General features: G+C 59.4%; 19 protein-coding genes. 10 read left to right on the plus strand and 9 right to left on the minus strand.

What is annotated here, in order from left to right; all coding sequences use genetic code 11:
• Positions 1–54 precede the first annotated feature (54 nt).
• The 6 genes from KGA97_RS08675 to KGA97_RS08700 form a co-directional block, all read right to left on the minus strand.
• Positions 55–393: a HopJ type III effector protein gene (locus tag KGA97_RS08675; RefSeq protein ID WP_008037347.1), complete on the minus strand. Its 339-nt coding sequence runs from the start codon at positions 391–393 to the stop codon at positions 55–57.
• Complete coding sequence (locus KGA97_RS08680) at positions 386–682, minus strand: DUF1244 domain-containing protein (protein ID WP_008026968.1); 297 nt, start codon at positions 680–682, stop codon at positions 386–388. Before KGA97_RS08680 ends, KGA97_RS08675 begins: the two co-directional genes overlap by 8 nt.
• A gap of 68 nt (positions 683–750) precedes the next feature.
• A complete protein-coding gene (gene folX / locus KGA97_RS08685) occupies positions 751–1,122 on the minus strand; it encodes a dihydroneopterin triphosphate 2'-epimerase (protein ID WP_008026970.1) in 372 nt (123 codons plus the stop codon).
• Positions 1,123–1,124: 2 nt separating this feature from the next.
• Positions 1,125–1,700 carry a GTP cyclohydrolase I FolE gene (gene folE, locus KGA97_RS08690; RefSeq protein ID WP_008026971.1) on the minus strand — a complete coding sequence of 192 codons (576 nt, stop codon included), beginning with the start codon at positions 1,698–1,700 and terminating at the stop codon, positions 1,125–1,127.
• A 21-nt stretch (positions 1,701–1,721) separates the two neighbouring features.
• Positions 1,722–2,432 carry a dihydromonapterin reductase gene (gene folM, locus KGA97_RS08695; protein ID WP_008037344.1) on the minus strand — a complete coding sequence of 237 codons (711 nt, stop codon included), beginning with the start codon at positions 2,430–2,432 and terminating at the stop codon, positions 1,722–1,724.
• 169 nt (positions 2,433–2,601) lie between these two features.
• Positions 2,602–3,171 (minus strand): antibiotic biosynthesis monooxygenase, encoded by a 570-nt coding sequence (locus KGA97_RS08700; protein ID WP_223480590.1) that lies wholly within the window; start codon positions 3,169–3,171, stop codon positions 2,602–2,604.
• Positions 3,172–3,382: 211 nt separating this feature from the next.
• On the opposite strand from KGA97_RS08700, the gene KGA97_RS08705 reads away from it, so the two are divergent.
• Positions 3,383–4,342: a MerR family transcriptional regulator gene (locus tag KGA97_RS08705; protein WP_223434778.1), complete on the plus strand. Its 960-nt coding sequence runs from the start codon at positions 3,383–3,385 to the stop codon at positions 4,340–4,342.
• A gap of 1 nt (position 4,343) precedes the next feature.
• Here the strand turns inward: KGA97_RS08705 and KGA97_RS08710 are convergent, their stop codons facing one another.
• Entirely contained in the window at positions 4,344–4,949 is a 606-nt protein-coding gene (locus tag KGA97_RS08710) for a hypothetical protein (protein ID WP_192227748.1), read from the minus strand.
• A gap of 54 nt (positions 4,950–5,003) precedes the next feature.
• A complete protein-coding gene (locus KGA97_RS08715; protein WP_008037334.1) occupies positions 5,004–5,480 on the minus strand; it encodes a PAS domain-containing protein in 477 nt (158 codons plus the stop codon).
• A gap of 143 nt (positions 5,481–5,623) precedes the next feature.
• Between KGA97_RS08715 and KGA97_RS08720 the strand changes: the two genes are divergently transcribed.
• The 8 genes from KGA97_RS08720 (at position 5,624) to KGA97_RS08755 (ending at position 16,177) form a co-directional block, all read left to right on the plus strand.
• Complete coding sequence (locus tag KGA97_RS08720; protein ID WP_008037332.1) at positions 5,624–6,079, plus strand: flavodoxin; 456 nt, start codon at positions 5,624–5,626, stop codon at positions 6,077–6,079.
• Positions 6,080–6,302: 223 nt separating this feature from the next.
• Positions 6,303–7,085 carry a class II aldolase/adducin family protein gene (locus KGA97_RS08725; protein ID WP_008026984.1) on the plus strand — a complete coding sequence of 261 codons (783 nt, stop codon included), beginning with the start codon at positions 6,303–6,305 and terminating at the stop codon, positions 7,083–7,085.
• Complete coding sequence (locus tag KGA97_RS08730) at positions 7,085–7,987, plus strand: alpha/beta fold hydrolase (RefSeq protein WP_223434777.1); 903 nt, start codon at positions 7,085–7,087, stop codon at positions 7,985–7,987. Before KGA97_RS08725 ends, KGA97_RS08730 begins: the two co-directional genes overlap by 1 nt.
• 399 nt (positions 7,988–8,386) lie before the next feature.
• Positions 8,387–9,298 (plus strand): SDR family oxidoreductase, encoded by a 912-nt coding sequence (locus tag KGA97_RS08735; RefSeq protein WP_223480591.1) that lies wholly within the window; start codon positions 8,387–8,389, stop codon positions 9,296–9,298.
• Positions 9,299–9,793: 495 nt separating this feature from the next.
• Complete coding sequence (locus KGA97_RS08740) at positions 9,794–11,587, plus strand: DUF1302 domain-containing protein (protein ID WP_223480592.1); 1,794 nt, start codon at positions 9,794–9,796, stop codon at positions 11,585–11,587.
• A gap of 23 nt (positions 11,588–11,610) precedes the next feature.
• Positions 11,611–12,978 carry a DUF1329 domain-containing protein gene (locus KGA97_RS08745; RefSeq protein WP_008037325.1) on the plus strand — a complete coding sequence of 456 codons (1,368 nt, stop codon included), beginning with the start codon at positions 11,611–11,613 and terminating at the stop codon, positions 12,976–12,978.
• Between the two features lie 140 nt (positions 12,979–13,118).
• Positions 13,119–15,674 carry a LuxR C-terminal-related transcriptional regulator gene (locus tag KGA97_RS08750; RefSeq protein WP_223480593.1) on the plus strand — a complete coding sequence of 852 codons (2,556 nt, stop codon included), beginning with the start codon at positions 13,119–13,121 and terminating at the stop codon, positions 15,672–15,674.
• Between the two features lie 140 nt (positions 15,675–15,814).
• Complete coding sequence (locus KGA97_RS08755; RefSeq protein ID WP_223480594.1) at positions 15,815–16,177, plus strand: hypothetical protein; 363 nt, start codon at positions 15,815–15,817, stop codon at positions 16,175–16,177.
• Here the strand turns inward: KGA97_RS08755 and KGA97_RS08760 are convergent, their stop codons facing one another.
• Positions 16,178–16,972 carry an IclR family transcriptional regulator gene (locus KGA97_RS08760; protein WP_008037322.1) on the minus strand — a complete coding sequence of 265 codons (795 nt, stop codon included), beginning with the start codon at positions 16,970–16,972 and terminating at the stop codon, positions 16,178–16,180.
• 165 nt (positions 16,973–17,137) lie between these two features.
• Here KGA97_RS08760 and hmgA point away from each other — a divergent pair, with 165 nt between their 5' ends.
• Positions 17,138–18,442 carry a homogentisate 1,2-dioxygenase gene (gene hmgA, locus KGA97_RS08765; protein ID WP_207285258.1) on the plus strand — a complete coding sequence of 435 codons (1,305 nt, stop codon included), beginning with the start codon at positions 17,138–17,140 and terminating at the stop codon, positions 18,440–18,442.
• Positions 18,443–18,444 lie beyond the last annotated feature (2 nt).

The following is an 18,444-nucleotide window of genomic DNA, read 5'->3' on the forward strand; positions in this document are numbered from 1 at the left end:
ACTCGAGGGACCCATCGCCGGCAAGCCGGCTCCTACAGGGGGGGCAGTCAGAAATCAGCGGCGGGTCAGGGGTTGCTGGGTGAACTTCACACCGGCCAGGCCATGGGCAATCAACGCGCGGATGTTGCCGTGATCGCTGCCTTCGGGGGTGGCCACGACGGAGCGGTAATGCTCGCCGAATGCCAACAGCGCTTCTTCATCGCTCAACCCTTCCAGCAGCGCCAGGCCCAGGGTCTTGCACGAACCTTCGTTTTGCCCGGCGGCGTTTTCCACGCCACCGTTGTTGAACGCCTGTGGCTGGTAGTCATAACCGGCGGCGATGAAGGCCAGGGTGTCGGCAAAAACGTGTTCGCCGCTCTTGAGGCTGGCGCGCAGGGTGTTCAAATCACTCATTGGGTTTTCCTTTGGCGAACGCTGCTTGTTGCTCGGCGCTGGCTTCTTGCTGATATTGGGCTTTCCACTCGGCGTACGGCATGCCGTAGACGACTTCACGGGCGTCGTCGAGGCTGACCTCGATCTGACGTTCGTCAGCCGCGGCCTTGTACCATTTGGACAGGCAGTTGCGGCAGAAACCCGAGAGGTTCATCAGGTCGATGTTCTGCACATCCTTGCGGCTGTCCAGGTGCGCGACCAGCCGGCGGAAGGCGGCGGCTTCAAGTTCGAGGCGTTGTTGGTCAGTCATGATGGGCTCTGTGTTACTCAGTCGTGCGCGAGATAATAAAAGTCTGGCGAGCAATGCGCCAGACGCGGTCAGCGGCTCGCGGCCAGGGTGATCGACACCGACTCGGCGAAACGCAGGGCGTGGGGCTTGTCGACTTCGACCTCGGCGTACAGCACCGACTCATTGGCCATGACCAGATCGAGAATTTCCTGGGTCAGGCGTTCGAGCAGGGCAAAGCGATTGCCTTCCACGTGAGCGATGATCGCTTTGGTGATGGTCCGGTAATTCAACGCGTGATCGATGTCGTTGTCACGCACCGCTTCCTGGGCTGCATACAGGATCGTCAGGTTGATCAGCACGTCCTGCTTGTTGAGGATTTCATCCTCGTTGATCCCGATGAACGTCCGCAGGCACAGGTCCTTGACCCGTATGCGTGCCATTCCTGGTTGAAGTTGTGGCATTGCTACTTGCTCCGTCCAATCAATTGCAGGAACTCCTGACGGGTGTTGCTCGACTCGCGGAAGGCGCCGAGCATCACCGAGGTGTTCATGGTCGAATTCTGTTTCTCGACGCCGCGCATCATCATGCACATGTGCTGTGCCTCGATGACCACCGCGACACCGGCGGCACCGGTCACTTGTTGCACCGCGTCGGCGATTTGCCGGGTGAGGTTTTCCTGGATCTGCAGGCGACGGGCAAACATGTCCACCAGCCGCGCAATCTTCGACAGGCCCAGCACTTTACCCGTTGGAATATAAGCCACATGCGCCTTGCCGATGAAGGGCAGCAGGTGATGTTCACAGAGTGAGTACAGCTCGATGTTGTCGACAATGATCATTTCATCGTTGTCGGAAGCGAACAACGCGCCGTTGACGATTTCTTCGACACATTGCTCATAACCATGACACAGGTACTGCATGGCTTTGGCTGCACGCGCCGGCGTATCGAGCAGGCCTTCGCGGTCGGGATTTTCACCGAGACCGATGAGGATCTCGCGGTAGTTCTGGGACAGGGCGTTCTGGGGCCGGGATAACGTCATGAAATATCCTCGCGGGGCAACTTACTTGAGGTGCCGCCCGCCGTTGACGGTCAGGGTCGTGCCGGTGACATAAGGGTTGTCGAGCAAATAACGCAGGCTTTGGTAGATCACGTCGCTACCGGGTTCGATACCCAATGCGGATTTGGCCAGAGCCTTGGCGCGGTACGCCGCGTCGTCGTCAGGGTTGAACAGTAGCAGGGCGGGCGCGATGCCGTTGACCTTGATGTCAGGCGCGTACTTCGCCGCGAAGGACAGGGTCAGGCTGTCGAGCCCGGCTTTGCTGGCGCAGTAGCCGATGTGCTTGCTGCTGCCCTTGCGCGTGACGTCATCGCTGATGTGCACGATGTCCGCCGGGGTCGAGCGTTGCAACAAGTCGGCACAGTGCAGGTTGATCAGGTAGGGCGCCAGCATATGCACGCTGAACATGCGGGTAAACGCTGCGGCGTCGGTGTCCGGCGTTTCGGCCAGCCATTCGGATGCGTTGTGAATGATCGCCCGCAGGCAGTCGGTGTGGGTTTTCAGTTCGCTGATGAAGGCGAGAATCCCGCCCTCGCTGGAAAAGTCGGCGAGGATTGCCGTCGCCCCCAGATCGCGCAATGCCTGTACGCCGGGGCGTTCAGTGCGATAGCTGAAGATCAGTGCATGGCCGTCTTCGAGCAATCGCTGCGCGCAGTGCAGGCCGACACGCTGGCCGGCACCGGTGATGAGGATCGGGGCGGATGAAGAGGTCATGAACGGCTCGCGTCGCGGTGAGAACAAAACTATACCAGCGCAACGCGACGTTCACCTATGACCTGTAGGAGCGAGCCTGCTCGCGATGGTCGTGAACGATAACACTGGGGGCCTGATACCCCGCGGCGCTTGGGCGTCCATCGCGAGCAGGCTCGCTCCTACATAGGTCTCATCGGTTTTGAGGGGAGGGTTCAACAGGTAATCGGCGTGTCGGCGCGCTGTTCAGCCAACCTGCCAACAAACGGGTCGACAGCGGAATAAAGAGGTAGACCATCAACGGCGTCAGACACAGTGTGCTGATGAACACCCGAGGCAGCAGGCTCATTTCGCCGAGCAACGGCCCCAGTACGAAGTTGAACAACAACGACACCGGGAAGAACGCCAACCAGATTGCCACGGCCTGTTTCCAGCGAGGCGGACGTGCGCCGGCAGCACCGAACCAGCCTTCGATGCCGCTCACGCGATGTTCCGTCTTATGTGCAAACAAGTCGCTGCCGCGCGCGAGCCAGGCGGTACGCGAGGCCGAATGCTCCCAGGCGTGCATGGTCTGCGCGTTGGCGAAGCGGAAAATGATCTGGAATTCGTCATCGTCGGGCGGCGGGGCGAGCACGCCTGAGCCGAGATAACCCTGGAAGTCGGTGGCCAGTTGTTCGCCTTCGCGCAACCAGGTCATCAGGTCCTGATAACGCCCATCGGCGACGCGGCGCGCAACCATCAGCGTGACGGGGGAGGTAGACATTATGTATCTCCGTATGACAATTGCGTTACTCCGGATAGGAGTTTCGCCAGGCGCAGCGCCGGGGTGATGGGCTGCGTCTCGGAACAAGCAAGGATTAGTCCGGATTCTACAGGTTATGGCAGCGACAATCGTCGTTCATCAATGTATTGAATGGTGATGGGACAAGAGAGGTAGAATGGGATCCAATTTATGCGCGGACGTTGATTGCCCTATGCCTGTCTTGACTGAAGATGTCGCTGGTTTGCCGCGTGCTCTTTCCATAGAAAAGGAAGAACTGTTTCCGATCCGTGAAGTATCACGGCTGACGGGCGTCAATCCGGTCACCTTGCGGGCGTGGGAGCGACGTTATGGTCTGATTCAGCCAATGCGCACCGAAAGCGGGCATCGCTTGTACGCAATGACCGATATCGAGCGGGTCCGCAGCATCCTGGGCTGGATCGAACGTGGCGTCGCCGTCAGCAAGGTCGGCAAGATACTGGCCAAGACTGCCCCGCTTCAAGCGTTGTCGCACATCATTCCCAACGAACTGGTGCAGGCTGACTACGCGCAGTGGCAGGAACAAGTCAAAGCGGCGGTGAGCGTGTTCGATGAGGTGCAACTGGAGCAGGTCTATGGGCAGATCTTTTCCAGTTACCCCCTGACCGTGGCGTTTCAGGACATTCTGATGCCACTCTGGAAGCAATTTCTGCAACGTCAGGAAGTGTTCGGCCAGGCCAGCGAGTGGCTATTCCTGGACGGTTTTTTGCGTTCCCGGGTGTTACAGCGGCTGCTGCTGGTGCGCGTCATGCAGCCACGGCGCGTGATTGTCTGTCCCCTGAACGATCAATGTCGTGAACTCGAACTGTTGGTCACGGCGTTGTTTTTGAGCAGTGTCGATTCGGCCATTCAATTGCTGGCGGTTGGTCAGCCCTTTGATGAACTGGCGCTGGTCTGCGAAAGGGTCAAGCCCCAGGCGTTGGTGCTGTTTTCCAATCACGCGCCGACCAGTGATTTGCCGCGACGTTTGAATCGTCTGGCGATGAGCCTGGATTGCCAGTTGATGCTGGCCGGTGACGCGTCGGAACTGTCGCAGGAGAGCCTGGACGGATCGTCCATCGGCTGCCTGGGTAACGAAGGAGTGGTGATGCGTCAGCGCCTGAAACAGTTCCTGGCAGGCAACCTGGATACCTGAATCACAGATGCAGGGTCGGGTGGGTCAGTCGATGCTGCTGAAGGATGTACTGGCGAAGGCGCTCGGTTTCATCCTTGTCGCTCTGACTCAACTGATAGGCAAAGAAGCCGTTCTCGGTTTCTCTCTCGAAGGTGCCGCGCAACGCGATACGTTCGTAGCCTGACGGGCTGAACCACAACGCGAAATGCTTGGGCGGTTTGGTCTTGTTGCGAACTTCCAGCAAAACCCCTTTGAACGACACTTCATGCACCCACATCGTGCCGGGATGGCCGGCGGCATTTTCCAGGGCGACCGGTTCTTCGAGGAGCAGGCGCCATGGCCGGACCAACGGTCCGTCTTCATAAATGCTGGGTACGCCGAGACGTAAATGCAGCGCGTGAAATTCGTCTTCCACCAGGTGCAGCGGGAAGGTCATTTGCTGATTTTCGAAGTTGGCCTGGATCGTGACTTGCTCATGAGCAGCAAGGCGCGTGAGCAAGTCACGGATTTGCGAACCACCATTTACAAGCAGACTCGACGTCGCATCCCGCACATTGAGTTGCGGGTTGTGTTGCATGGTCTGGATAAAATCCAGCTCATCCTGGGTCAGGAGTGCGTCGCGCTGCATGATGGGCTCGAAAGGAAAAGTAACAAAGTCATCGGTGATTGTAGTTAATGACAATCAATTCTCGGTTTTGTTTGCGCCGTTCGTCGGTTTGAGCGCGGCGAGCTCGGCCTGAAGCTCTGCCACTTGCGCTTCAAGCTGCGCTACCCGCTGCTGCGCCTTGACCTGCACGGTGACGTCCTTTTGCACGCCGACAAAATACGTCTGACCGTCACTCGGGTTTTTCACCGTAGAAAGCGACAGCTCATTCCAGAAGGGCGTGCCGTCCTTGCGGTAGTTGCGCAGGATTTCCCGGCAGGAGCCGCCACTGCTCAACGCATTGCGAATCAAGGGCAGCGCTTCCTGGTCGCGGTCACCTGATTGCAGAAAGCGGCAATCCTGGTAGAGGATTTCTTCGCTGGTGTAACCGGTCAACCGTTCGAACGCCGGGTTGACGTAAATCAGGATGTTGTCGTGTTCACCTTCTTTTTCGGCAATCACGATGCCGTCGTTGGACGCGTCAATCACCATTTGCAGCAGTTGTGCGTTGATCATCGGAGAATCCTTTCCAGATTGATTGAGCGCAGCATTCTAAAAGAACTCTAGCGGCCTTCAATGCTTAATGAGAGCTAATCGCAGCTTTTTTGCTGTGGCTGTTAATATCCCTCATCTTTTTACTCAGCTTCAGGATCAGATTGATGAAAGTCGCCATCTTTTCGGGCTCGGTGTACGGCACGGCTGAAGAAGTCGCTCGCCACGCTGCGAATATTTTGAAAACCGCGGGCTTCGAAACCTTTCACAACCCGCGCGCCAGCCTTGCCGATGTACAGGCGTTTGGCCCGCAAGCCTTTCTGGCAGTGACTTCGACCACGGGCATGGGCGAACTGCCGGACAACCTGCAACCGTTGTATTTCGCCATTCGCGATCAATTGCCGGCCGCCTGGCGTGGTTTGCCGGGCGCGGTGATCGGCCTGGGCGATGCGAGCTACGGCGATACGTTCTGTGGCGGCGGTGAGCTGATGCGCGAGCTGTTCGGCGAACTGGGCATCCGCGAAGTGCTGCCGATGCTGCGCCTGGATGCCAGCGAAAGCGTCACCCCGGAAACCGATGCCGAACCCTGGCTGGCGGAACTCGTCACCGCTCTGCAGGGCTGACTGGCCATTCGCGAAGCAAGGCAAGCCAGGATTGTGCCGATTCGGGGCTGCGGAATCGGTTCGCTGCCCCCTTGTTGGCGGCGGTACTTTGACATGGATCCAAGCTGTCTGGCGCAGTGACTCGCTAGGTCATCAAGCTGGCTGCCAATGCAACTACATGAACCCCGGGGGCTGACTAGACTGCTAAACGTGAGCAAAACAATAAGAACAGGAGTTCCTTGTCGTGAGCGTAGCCCCCGTCCAATCGCCCCACAGTGTCAAAGACCAGGTCAGTGCCGCCGAGTGGCAGACCCGCGTCGATCTGGCCGCCTGTTATCGTCTGGTCGCCCTGCATGGCTGGGATGATCTGATCTTCACGCACATCTCCGCCAAGGTGCCAGGCACTGAAGATTTCCTGATCAACCCGTTCGGGTTGATGTTCCACGAAATTACCGCTTCGAGCCTGGTCAAAGTCGATCAGGCCGGCAACAAGCTGATGGACAGCCCTTACGAGATCAACCCGGCGGGCTACACCATCCACAGCGCCGTGCACGAAGTGCGGCACGATGTCGTCTGTGTATTGCACACGCACACGGCGGCCGGCGTTGCGGTGTCGGCGCAGAAGCAAGGCGTTTTGCCGATCAGCCAACAGTCGCTGTTTGTTCTGTCGAGCCTGGCGTATCACGCCTATGAAGGCGTTGCGCTGAACCACGAAGAGAAGGCACGGCTGCAAGCCGACCTCGGTGAAAACAATTTCCTGATGCTGCACAACCATGGGTTGCTGACCTGCGGCGGCACCATCGCCGACACGTTCCTGATGATGTTCACCTTTCAGCGCGCCTGCGAGATCCAGGTGCTGGCACAGAACGGTGGCGCGGAACTCATCGCCATCGAACCGCAGATTCTGGCGGGCGCCAAGGCGATGATCGCCGGCGTCACCAAAAGTGCACAAGGGATGGGCGGCGCACTGGCCTGGCCGGCGCTGCTGCGCAAACTCGATAAACAAGACGCGGGATATAAACTCTGATGCCTCTCGCCGAGATCCCCCTGTGTGTCTGGCGCAAGCGCAGCCAGACGTTCGACTTTCGTGATCAGACGGTACGTTACTGGACGGCGGGGCAGGGTGAGCCGCTGTTGCTCATTCATGGCTTCCCGACCGCCAGTTGGGACTGGCACTACCTGTGGCAGCCGCTGGCCCAGCGTTATCGGGTGATTGCCTGCGACATGCTCGGTTTCGGCGATTCAGCCAAACCGGTGGATCATGAATACAGCCTCTTGGAGCAGGCCGATCTGCAACAGGCGTTGCTGGAACATTTGAACGTCGAGCAACCGGTGCACGTGCTTGCCCACGATTATGGCGACAGCGTGGCTCAGGAACTGTTGGCCCGGCATTACGAGGCACGCATTCACCTCGCCAGTTGCGTGTTCCTCAATGGGGGGCTGTTTCCTGAAACCCATCGCCCGGTGCTGATGCAAAAACTGTTGCTCAGCCCGTTGGGCTGGATGATCGGCCGCGCGTTTTCCCGTGATGCGCTGGTGAAGAGTTTTCGCCATATCTTCGGACCGCAGAGCCGTCCTACCGAGAGTGAGATGGATGATTTCTGGAGCCTGATCGACAGCAATCACGGGCCACGGATCATGCACAAGCTGATTGCCTACATCCCCGAACGTCGGGTTCAGCGCGAGCGTTGGGTGAGTGCCATGCAGCGCGGCGAAGTGCCGTTGCGGGTGATCGATGGCGAGGTCGATCCGATCTCGGGCGGGCACATGGTCGAGCGCTATCGGGAGCTGATCCCGAACCCGGACACGGTCCTGCTGCCCGGCATCGGCCATTACCCGCAAACCGAAGCACCGGCTCAGGTGCTCAAGCATTATCTGGCGTTTCGCGACCGGCTGATTTCAACGCCGCTGAAAGTGGCCTGTTCGTAGGCATCACCGCAACCTTGCCGGCTAATGCGTCCTTGAGGGTTGTGGTGCTTGTCGGATTGCCATCGCCAGCAAGCCGGCTCCTACAGGTTTTGTGGTGTTTGGTGAGGTGGTGTTCACCCCAATCCTTGCCGGCGAATGCGTCCTCGAGGCTTGTGGTGCCTGTCGGATTGCCATCGCCGACAAGCCGGCTCCTACAGTGTTTTTGTGGTGTTTAATGAGTTTGGGGCACCCCGGTCCTGTAGGAGCCGGCTTGCTGGCGATGGGCCGAGACTCGGTCCACGCGCTCATCATCCCCCCGCCTTATCGAGCACCATTCAGCCTACCCCGTGTTCATTGTGACCGGCAGCGCCTTGCCTGAGACTCGGACTTATTGTCCCTCGGCCTGCTGGAGTCCCCCTAATGAATGAGCCTGTGCGCTTCGAAGATAAAGTCGTGATCATCACCGGAGCCGGTGGTGGCCTGGGCCGCGCTCATGCGCTGTTGTTCGCGAAACAGGGCGCCAGGGTGCTGGTCAACGATCTCGGTGGCTCGGCGCAAGGTGAAGGTGCAAACGCTTCGGCAGCAGACCGCGTAGTCGCGGAAATCCGTGAGGCCGGCGGCACTGCCGAGGCCAACCATGACTCCGTCACCGACGGCGACAAAATCGTCCAGAACGCCCTCGACGTTTTCGGCCGGGTCGACGTAGTGGTCAACAACGCCGGGATCCTGCGGGACAAGACTTTCCACAAAATGGACGATGCCGATTGGGACCTGGTCTATCGCGTCCACGTCGAAGGCGCCTACAAAGTCACCCGCGCCGCCTGGCCGCACATGCGCGAGCAAAATTATGGTCGCGTGATCTTCACCGCATCCACCTCGGGCATCTACGGCAACTTCGGCCAGTCCAACTACGGCATGGCCAAGCTCGGCCTCTACGGCCTGACCCGCACCCTGGCCATCGAAGGCCGCAAAAACAACATCCTGGTCAACGCCATCGCCCCAACCGGCGGCACCCGCATGACCGAAGGCCTGATCCCGCCGCAAGTGTTCGAACAACTCAAGCCGGAACTGGTCAGCCCGCTGGTGGTGTACCTCGCCAGCGAAAACTGCCAGGAAACCTCGGGGCTGTTTGAGGTCGGTGGCGGCTGGATGGGCAAGGTGCGTTGGGAGCGCAGCCTCGGCGCCGGGTTCGATCCACGGGTCGGGTTTTCACCGGAAGATGTGGCGGCGCACTGGCAGCAGATCTGCAACTTCGAAGGCGCAGCGCATCCAAAGGACAACATCGAGGCGCTGAAGGAAATGATGGGCAATTTGCAGAAGTATTCCCTCTGATTCCTTCGCCTCGCGCAGGGCTCGCCTGAGTCCTGCCTCCGCGCAAAACCATCGCCCATAAAAAAGGCCGCTGCAAACGCAGCGGCCAAAGTAAGACGTTGGATCAAGGAGCTACAAATCAACGTCAGTGAACACGGGGCGATGAGTCGAAACCCTCGACACATCTGAAATCTGTCGCCAATGGCGCGGACTGACCGCAGGCCATCGCTGTGTGCTGTCAGGCCGTTTGCCGTGAAAGCCCGACAAGAATAAGCGCTTGAGTCCAAAGGAAAAATAGCGATTCCAGACATGCAGTATTGCAGCCTGGGCAACAGTCTCGCGCTCATGCATCCGGCTGATGAACCTCCATCCACTTCATCCATACCTCGCGCAACTCCCCGCGCCGCAAGGCCATTCATCCTTTAGAGCGACACAACGAATACCTCCTTGGTGCGCTTATCGCTCCCGACCTGCGGCAGTAGGGTGTGGCCTTCTGTCACTCACCGGGGAAGACGCATGACAAAAACAACAATGCGCGCCATCTTCACACCGCAGGCGCTGGCCGCTGCGGTTGCCTTGGGTTGCTGTGCCCAGGCGCAGGCCGTTTCATTCAACATTGGCGAAATCGAGGGGACATTCGACTCCTCGCTGTCCGTCGGCGCGAGTTGGGGCATGCGCGATGCCGATAAATCGCTGGTGGGCATCGTCAACGGCGGGACCGGCCAGGCGTCGACCGGTGACGACGGGCGTCTGAACTTCAAGAAGGGCGAAACCTACTCCAAGATCTTCAAGGGCATTCACGACCTCGAACTGAAGTACGGCGACACCGGCGTGTTCGTCCGTGGCAAGTATTGGTACGACTTCGAACTGAAGGACGAAGACCGCGAGTTCAAGCCGATCAGCGATCACAATCGCAAGGAGGGTTCCAAGTCTGCCGGCGCGCAGATCCTCGATGCGTTCGTCTATCACAACTACTCCATCGCCGATCTGCCGGGCACCTTGCGCGCGGGTAAACAGGTGGTCAGTTGGGGCGAAAGTACCTTCATCGGCAACTCGATCAACAGCATCAACCCGGTCGACGTTTCAGCGTTCCGTCGTCCTGGCGCGGAAATCAAGGAAGGCCTGATTCCGGTGAACATGCTGTTCGCCTCTCAGGGCCTGACCGACAAACTTACCGTGGAAGGTTTCTATCAACTGGAGTGGGACCAGACCGTTCTCGACAACTGCGGCACCTTCTTCGGCGGGGACGTGGCGGCAGATGGCTGCAACACGGGATACACGGTCGCCAGCCCGGCGATTGCACCGTTGCAACCGATTGCTGCCGCATTCGGCCAAGGCTTCCAGGTCGGCAAGGAAGGGGTGATTGTGCCCCGTGGCGGCGACCGCGACGCCCGCGACTCCGGGCAATGGGGCACGGCGTTGCGCTGGTTGGGTGATGACACCGAGTACGGCCTGTACTTCATGAACTACCACAGCCGCACCCCGAATGTCGGCACCACCACTGCCGGGGCGGGGACGCTGGCACGGATACCGGCCATCGTTTCTACCGCCAATGCCGTTGCGCCCGGCACTGGTTCGGCACTGGCCCAGAGCGTAATGCTCGGTCGCGGTCAGTACTACCTCGAATACCCGGAAGACATCCGCCTCTACGGCGCGAGTTTCTCCACCACCTTGCCGACCGGCACCGCATGGACCGGCGAGATCAGCTATCGCCCCAACGCACCGGTGCAGGTCAACAGCACCGACCTGACACTGGCCTTGCTCAACCCGATTGCCGGCGGCGCTGCTTCACCAATCGCCACCCGGCCAGGCGCGGACAACAAAGGCTATCGCCGCAAGGAAGTGACGCAGATCCAGAGCACCCTGACGCACTTCATCGATCAGATCGCCGGCGCGGACCGTTTGACCCTGGTGGGTGAGGCGGCCGTTGTTCACGTCGGCGGGCTGGAAGACAAAAGCAAGCTGCGTTACGGCCGCGACTCGGTCTACGGACAGTACGGTTTCCGCGGTGATACCGACGGTTTCGTCACCTCGACGTCCTGGGGCTACCGCGCCCGCGCGATCCTTGATTACAACAACGTCATCGCCGGAATCAATTTCAAACCCAACCTGTCGTGGTCCCATGACGTCGCCGGTTACGGCCCCAACGGGCTGTTCAACGAAGGCGCCAAGGCCATCAGCGTCGGCGTCGATGCGGACTATCGCAACACCTATACCGCGAGCTTGAGTTACACCGATTTCTTCGGCGGTGACTACAACACCCTGGAAGATCGCGACTTCCTGGCGCTGAGCTTTGGCGTGAACTTCTGATCTGGCTGAGAAGGATGATTTCAATGCGCAAAATGATTCTGCAATGCAGCGTTCTGGCCCTGAGCCTGTTGGCCGTCGATGTAATGGCCGCGGTGTCGCCGGAAGAAGCCAATAAACTCGGCACCAGCCTGACGCCGTTGGGCGCCGAGAAGGCGGGTAATGCCGATGGCTCGATTCCGGCCTGGACCGGCGGCATCCCGAAAAACGCCGGCGCGGTGGACAGCAAAGGGTTCCTTGCCGACCCGTTCGCCAATGAAAAACCGCTGTTTACCATCACGGCGGCAACCGTCGACAAGTACAAGGACAAGCTCTCCGACGGCCAGATCGCGATGTTCAAACGCTACCCGGAGACCTACAAGATCCCGGTCTATCCGACCCACCGTACAGTGGCCTTGCCAGCGGACATCTACGAGTCGGCCAAGCGCAGCGCGCTGAATGTAACGCCGATCAACGACGGCAATGGCCTGGCCAATTTCACCGGCAATCGCTACTACGCGTTTCCGATTCCGAAGAACGGCGTTGAGGTGATCTGGAACCACGTCACCCGTTATCACGGCGGCAATTTGCGTCGCACCATCACCCAGGCCACGCCGCAGTCCAATGGTGACTTCACGGTGATCCGCTTCAAGGATGAAGTCGCCGTGCCCTCGCTGCTGGGGGACTTGAAACCCGGCAGCGACGACAACGTGCTCAGCTACTTCAAGCAGGAAGTCACGGCGCCGGCGCGGTTGGCCGGCAACGTGTTGCTGGTTCACGAGACCCTCGACCAGGTCAAGGAACCGCGCAAGGCCTGGATCTACAACGCCGGTCAGCGTCGCGTGCGGCGTGCGCCGCAGGTGGCCTATGACGGCGTCGGCACCTCGTCCGACGGGTTGCGCACCACCGACAACTTCGACATGTTTTCCGGCGCACCGGATCGCTATGACTGGAAGCTGATCGGCAAGAAGGAAATGTACATCCCTTACAACAGCTACAAGCTCGACTCGCCCAACCTCAAGTACACCGATGTGATCAAGGCCGGGCATATCAATCAGGACCTCACACGCTACGAGTTGCACCGGGTCTGGGAGGTGGTCGCCACGGTCAAGCCCAACGAACGGCACGTGTACGCCAAGCGGCACATGTACATCGACGAAGACAGCTGGCAGGTGGCACTGGCCGATCACTATGACGGTCGCGGTCAGCTTTGGCGTGTGGCCGAAGGTCATGCCCAGTTCTACTACGATCACCAGGTTCCGGCCTATACCGTTGAAGCGCTGTACGACTTGATCGCCGGTCGCTACATCGCACTGGGGATGAAGAACGAGGAGAAGCGCAGCTTCGAATTCGGCATCGATGCCAAAGCAGGTGACTACACGCCAGCAGCGCTGCGGAGTACAGGGGTGAGGTAATCATTCCTACGGGCTCTACAGAAAAAGGTGACTTCGCGGTCACCTTTTTTATAGGTGTCGATAAGTGTGTTGAATACTTCTTCAACAAGCCGTGTAGAGAGGGCTAGGGTGGCGCCACAATTATAAAAAGGCGCACCACTATGACCGCCATGACCCCGTGTCTGGACCGTCCTGGACTTCTGCCCCGTTTGTCGTCCCATCACCAGTCTCGAGAGCGGCTGATCGAGCCGTTGATGGCCTCGACCGCACGCGTGAAATTGCTCTGTGCGCCGGCTGGCAGTGGCAAGAGTGCGCTGCTGATCGAATGCCTGTTGCAGGCGCCCGAGCAGTGCCGGGTCTGTTGGTTGCCGTTGGCGGGGGCGCCGATGGAGGCTGCCGATTTTCGGCAGCGGCTGGCCCACGCGTTGGGATTGGTCGCGGCGGACGAATCCGCATTGCTGTCATCGCTGGCTCAATGGCAGACGCCGACCTGGCTGTGCCTCGATGACTATTGCCGCACGCCCAACCCGGAGCTGGACCTGCTGCTCGACCGGTTGCTGGCCATCAGCAGCCCGATGATTACCTGGTGGCTCAGTGGTCGCCGCCGCCCGCAATGCAATTGGCCACGCTTGTTGCTCGCCGATGAGCTGTACGACTGCGAGCGCGCCACGCTGGCCTTCACTCAAACGGAAATTGCCCGACTGCTGCATCACCTGGAGCCGGAGCAAGCGGCGAAACGAGCCGGCAGGATCATCGAACTCAGCGGTGGCTGGTGCGCAGGTGTGCGGATAGCGCTGCTGCAAAAATGCGACTGGTCGCGCAACGAGTCGCTGCACGGTCGGCCGGACACCCTGCACGATTACCTCGAACACGAATTGTTCGGCATGCTGACCCCGGAGCTGGCAGAAGCCTGGCGGGTGCTGGCCCACTTGCAGCGATTCAATGCGCGGTTATGTGACCACCTGTTCGGTGCAGGCGAGGGCGCCCAATGCCTGAGCACGTTGCAGGCGTTGGGCTGCTTCATCGAGCCCTGGCAGGACTCGACCGACTGGCTGCAGATTTTCACCCCCCTCACGCAATTGATGCGCGAAGAGCAGTGGCCGGCGGGACGTTCCTGGCATCGCCGCGCTTGTCAGTGGTTCGCCGCCGAACTGGACTGGAAAGCTGCGTTTGAACAAGCCTTGTTGGCCGAAGAGTTCGAGGTCGCGGTCAGCCTGTTGCAGCATTTCAGTTTCGAGCACCTGTTCGAAGAGCAGACCGTGGTGCTGTTGTTGCGTCTGCATGAACACAAAGGCGACGAGCTGATGCTTGGCTCGCCGCAACTGGTGGGGTTGATCACCGCGGCGTTGCTGTTTGCCGGGCGGTTCGAGCAGGCGGGTGAGTGCATCGGGCATTTGTCACGCTTCGCCCCTCAGCCGTCGGCGTTGCATCAACGGCAGCTGATGGCGCGTTGGCAGGCGATGCAGGGTTGGCTCCTGCATTTGCAGGGGCGCATGGAGCCTTCGCGCGCGCATTTGCTTGAGGCACTCGACGAACTCGACCCCTCGCTCTGGACGGCTCGGCTGATGTGCCTGTCAGCGCTGACCCAGCAAGCCTTGCTCAGGGGCGAGCTCGACGTGGCGCAGGCGACCAACCGTGAGGCGTTGTGCCTGGCGCGAGCGCAAGGTTCGCTGGTGTTCGAGGGGCTGCTGGAACTCGATCATGCGCAATTGCTCGAGCAGCGTGGTGCGTCCGGCCGGGCTGAAACCCTGCTGGCCAACATGCATGGATTGCTCGTCCAGCAGCAACCGCTGGCCCAACCGCTGCTGGGGCGGATTGCCTTGCAGCGCGGACGCTTGAGCCTGTGTCAGGGACGAGAGACGCAGGCGGCCGCGTACTTCGAGAGCGGCCTGCAAATCTGCCTGCGCAGCCAGGACAAACGCGTGCTTTACGGTTTCCTCGGCCTCGCGCAATTAGCCGCCAATCGCCAGGACTACGCCCAGGCCTTTGTCCTGCTGCGTGACGCCGAACGATTGATGCAACAGCGATGGATTCCAGACACGGTCTACCGAAGTGTTCTGCTGCAATACAGCTGCCATTTCTGGCTACAGCAGGGCCGTCCGGATTTGGCCCATGAAGCCCTGACCCGGGTGCTACGCCACTATCACGGCGTCCATGCTCGTCAGGCGCCGCCGGCGACGCTGGAGCTGATTCCCGGCCTTGAATACCTGCTGGTGCTGACCGAAGTGTATCGAGGGCAGGCGCCAAACCCTCTGGTGCAGCTCGAGGCTCAGTTGCACTGGGCGCGCCAACGGGGAATGGCGGGGCTGCAAGCGCAATTGCACCTGGCGCTGGCAGAAGTGGCCTGGCTGACGGGCGACACGCCTGCCGCTCGCGAGGCGATGCAGGAAGGTTTGGCACTGGTCGAGCGCTGCAATCTTCAACAGGCCCTGCGCGATCTGCAATTGCGCCAGCCACGCTTGCCGGAGGCGATCGGGCGTACCGAGTCGGGTAACCCTGCTGAACCGCTGGCTTCGGTCCAGAACCGCTTGAGTCAGCGTGAAATAGAAGTGCTTGAGTTAGTCGCCCTGGGTAACTCCAATCAACAGATAGCTGATCAGTTGTTCATATCGTTACATACCGTTAAAACCCACGCGCGGCGGATCAATGGAAAGTTGGGTGTAGAGCGGAGGACTCAGGCTGTGGCCAAAGCCAAAGTTCTGGGGATTGTTGTTTGAAGTGTTCGGTGTGTTTACGTCTACATACAAGTTTTGGGGTGTACTAAATTAGTTGGGTTGTTTATAAAGTGGGCGTCGGCCCGTCAATCAGTGTTTATATTTTTTGAATGTGTTTTGGCCGACTTCCATTATTAGTAAGGATGCTATTTGTGAGTAATAATTTGCTGGAAGAAGTAAGTAAAAAGTTGACTGGTGCGTTCGGTGTTTTAGGGTATGCCATTAATGTTGATGAAACTTACCTGAACTCGGTAGTGATCAACGACGAGGGAAAGCAGGTGGTTGATTACTCCGAGAGTTTGAGCTGGGCTATCATGGAACAAGTGCAGGCGGATGAGTTGCCCAGGTTCAATACTGAATACGCGGGTATTTTTTCAAAGCGATGGACTTTTGATAAAGCTGATCGCGTTGCCTATTTGGACAGCATTGATCTTAATACTGCAGGTCGTATTGTGGTTGAGTCCTACCGAGAAGCAATTAAGCGCAACAGTAGCCTGCCAGCTTAATTAACCAGTGACAACGGATGGCTCATATCCCATTCGCCAACTAACGGCCCGCGTCGCAGCCAGCAATCGCTGCGCCGCCGGGCCGTTTTCGTCGGCGTGAAACAGTGACGCCGGGCCAACGATGGTCATGACGGCCACCACATTCCCCACCGCGTTGAACACCGGGGCCGACAACGCATCGACGCCGGGCATCAACAATCCATGCACATGGTGCAGGCCGCGCTCGCGGATCTGTTCACACAAGGTCACATAAGCCTGATCGTCCGCCAGCGTATGGGAACTGTTTGCCAGCACTTCCTGCTCGCGCAAATCCACCGTTTCACGCTTGGGCAGATAAGCGCCAAACACCAATCCCGTGGATGAACTGAGCAACGGCAACACAGAGCCCAATTGCGTCACCACGGTCACCGCGCGCACCGCCGGTTCGATATGCACCACGGTTGCGCCCTGATTGCCCCACACCGCCAAAAAACACGTTTCATTCAATTCATCGCGCAGTTCGGCCAAGGGCAGGGCGGCGACTTTCAGCACGTCCATACTGTTAAGTGCGGCCAACCCCACGCGCAGCGCTTCGCGGCCCAGGCCGTAATGGTTGGTGGCGGTGTTCTGTTCGGCAAAACCGCTGGCGATCAACGCCTGTAGATAGCGGTGAACCTTGCTTGCCGGCATCTGCACATGCTCGGCCAGGCGCGACAGTGAAGTCGATGGCGACAACTCGGCCAGTGCCTTGAGGATGTCGGTGCCGACCTCGGCCGAGCGGACTTTCTGTTTGTCGTTGTTGCGCGGCGTTTCCATGGAGGCAGTCTGATCCCGGGACGAATGGGCGTCTTTATAGCTTGACGGTCAATACCAATCAAATTACGTTATGCGTAATTGAATTACGATAAAAATAACCCAGGCGTGCCGAGACCTCTGCAACAGAGCGACAGGCCATTGCCTACTCCCTGTTCAGGAGGCTCCATGAACCTCGATTCAACGGCGCCCGCGCTGGCTTATCAGTCCGGTTTCGGCAATGAGTTCAGCAGTGAAGCGTTGCCCGGCGCACTGCCCGTCGGCCAGAACTCCCCGCAAAAAGCCCCATACGGCCTCTACACTGAGCTGTTCTCCGGCACCGCGTTCACCATGGTTCGCGCCGAAGCGCGGCGGACCTGGATGTACCGCATTCAGCCGTCGGCCAATCACCCGGCGTTCGTCAAACTGGATCGGCAACTGGCCGGCGGACCGTTGGGTGAAGTGACCCCCAATCGCCTGCGCTGGAACCCGTTGGACATCCCGACCGAGCCCACCGATTTCATTGACGGGCTGGTGAGCATGGCCGCCAATTCGGCGGCGGAAAAACCGGCCGGAATCAGCATTTACCATTACCGTGCCAACCGCTCCATGGAGCGCGTGTTCTTCAACGCGGATGGCGAACTGCTGCTGGTGCCGGAGCTGGGCCGCCTGCGCATTGCCACCGAGCTGGGCGTGCTGGAACTCGAGCCGCTGGAAATCGCCGTGCTGCCGCGCGGTCTGAAATTTCGCGTCGAACTGCTCGACCCGCAGGCGCGTGGCTACATTGCGGAAAACCACGGCGCGCCATTGCGCCTGCCGGACCTCGGACCGATTGGCAGCAACGGTCTGGCCAATCCACGGGACTTCCTGACCCCGGTCGCTCATTACGAAAATCTCAAGCAGCCGACCACCCTGGTGCAGAAATTCCTCGGCCAGTTGTGGGGTTGCGAGCTTGATCATTCGCCGCTGAACGTGGTCGCCTGGCACGGTAATAACGTGCCGTACAAATATGACCTGCGCCGTTTCAACACCATTGGTACGGTCAGCTTCGATCATCCGGATCCTTCGATTTTCACCGTCCTGACTTCGCCGACCAGCGTCCATGGCCTGGCCAATCTCGACTTCGTGATCTTCCCGCCACGCTGGATGGTCGCCGAAAAAACCTTCCGTCCACCGTGGTTCCACCGCAACCTGATGAACGAATTCATGGGCCTGATCAAGGGCGAGTACGACGCCAAGGCCGAAGGCTTCGTGCCCGGCGGTGCGTCGCTGCACAGTTGCATGAGCGCCCACGGCCCGGACGGCGAAACCTGCACCAAGGCAATCAACGCAGAACTCGCACCAGCGAAAATCGACAACACCATGGCCTTCATGTTCGAGACCAGTCAGGTGCTGCGCCCGAGTCGCTTCGCCCTCGACTGCCCACAACTGCAACCCCATTACGATGCCTGCTGGGCCACGCTGCCCGCTACTTTCGACCCGACCCGGAGATAACC

Source organism: Pseudomonas sp. BF-B-15 (assembly GCF_019946675.1).
Taxonomy (GTDB): domain Bacteria; phylum Pseudomonadota; class Gammaproteobacteria; order Pseudomonadales; family Pseudomonadaceae; genus Aquipseudomonas; species Aquipseudomonas migulae.

Excerpts from the sequence above, each read along its gene's own strand:
- KGA97_RS08675 (WP_008037347.1), bottom strand. The coding sequence starts at position 393 with ATGAGTGATTTGAACACCCTGCGCGCCAGCCTCAAGAGCGGCGAACAC.
- KGA97_RS08680 (WP_008026968.1), bottom strand. The coding sequence starts at position 682 with ATGACTGACCAACAACGCCTCGAACTTGAAGCCGCCGCCTTCCGCCGG.
- folX (WP_008026970.1), bottom strand. The coding sequence starts at position 1,122 with ATGCCACAACTTCAACCAGGAATGGCACGCATACGGGTCAAGGACCTG.
- folE (WP_008026971.1), bottom strand. The coding sequence starts at position 1,700 with ATGACGTTATCCCGGCCCCAGAACGCCCTGTCCCAGAACTACCGCGAG.
- folM (WP_008037344.1), bottom strand. The coding sequence starts at position 2,432 with ATGACCTCTTCATCCGCCCCGATCCTCATCACCGGTGCCGGCCAGCGT.
- KGA97_RS08700 (WP_223480590.1), bottom strand. The coding sequence starts at position 3,171 with ATGTCTACCTCCCCCGTCACGCTGATGGTTGCGCGCCGCGTCGCCGAT.
- KGA97_RS08705 (WP_223434778.1), top strand. The coding sequence starts at position 3,383 with ATGCCTGTCTTGACTGAAGATGTCGCTGGTTTGCCGCGTGCTCTTTCC.
- KGA97_RS08710 (WP_192227748.1), bottom strand. The coding sequence starts at position 4,949 with ATGCAGCGCGACGCACTCCTGACCCAGGATGAGCTGGATTTTATCCAG.
- KGA97_RS08715 (WP_008037334.1), bottom strand. The coding sequence starts at position 5,480 with ATGATCAACGCACAACTGCTGCAAATGGTGATTGACGCGTCCAACGAC.
- KGA97_RS08720 (WP_008037332.1), top strand. The coding sequence starts at position 5,624 with ATGAAAGTCGCCATCTTTTCGGGCTCGGTGTACGGCACGGCTGAAGAA.
- KGA97_RS08730 (WP_223434777.1), top strand. The coding sequence starts at position 7,085 with ATGCCTCTCGCCGAGATCCCCCTGTGTGTCTGGCGCAAGCGCAGCCAG.
- KGA97_RS08735 (WP_223480591.1), top strand. The coding sequence starts at position 8,387 with ATGAATGAGCCTGTGCGCTTCGAAGATAAAGTCGTGATCATCACCGGA.
- KGA97_RS08740 (WP_223480592.1), top strand. The coding sequence starts at position 9,794 with ATGACAAAAACAACAATGCGCGCCATCTTCACACCGCAGGCGCTGGCC.
- KGA97_RS08745 (WP_008037325.1), top strand. The coding sequence starts at position 11,611 with ATGCGCAAAATGATTCTGCAATGCAGCGTTCTGGCCCTGAGCCTGTTG.
- KGA97_RS08750 (WP_223480593.1), top strand. The coding sequence starts at position 13,119 with ATGACCGCCATGACCCCGTGTCTGGACCGTCCTGGACTTCTGCCCCGT.
- KGA97_RS08755 (WP_223480594.1), top strand. The coding sequence starts at position 15,815 with ATGCTATTTGTGAGTAATAATTTGCTGGAAGAAGTAAGTAAAAAGTTG.
- KGA97_RS08760 (WP_008037322.1), bottom strand. The coding sequence starts at position 16,972 with ATGGAAACGCCGCGCAACAACGACAAACAGAAAGTCCGCTCGGCCGAG.
- hmgA (WP_207285258.1), top strand. The coding sequence starts at position 17,138 with ATGAACCTCGATTCAACGGCGCCCGCGCTGGCTTATCAGTCCGGTTTC.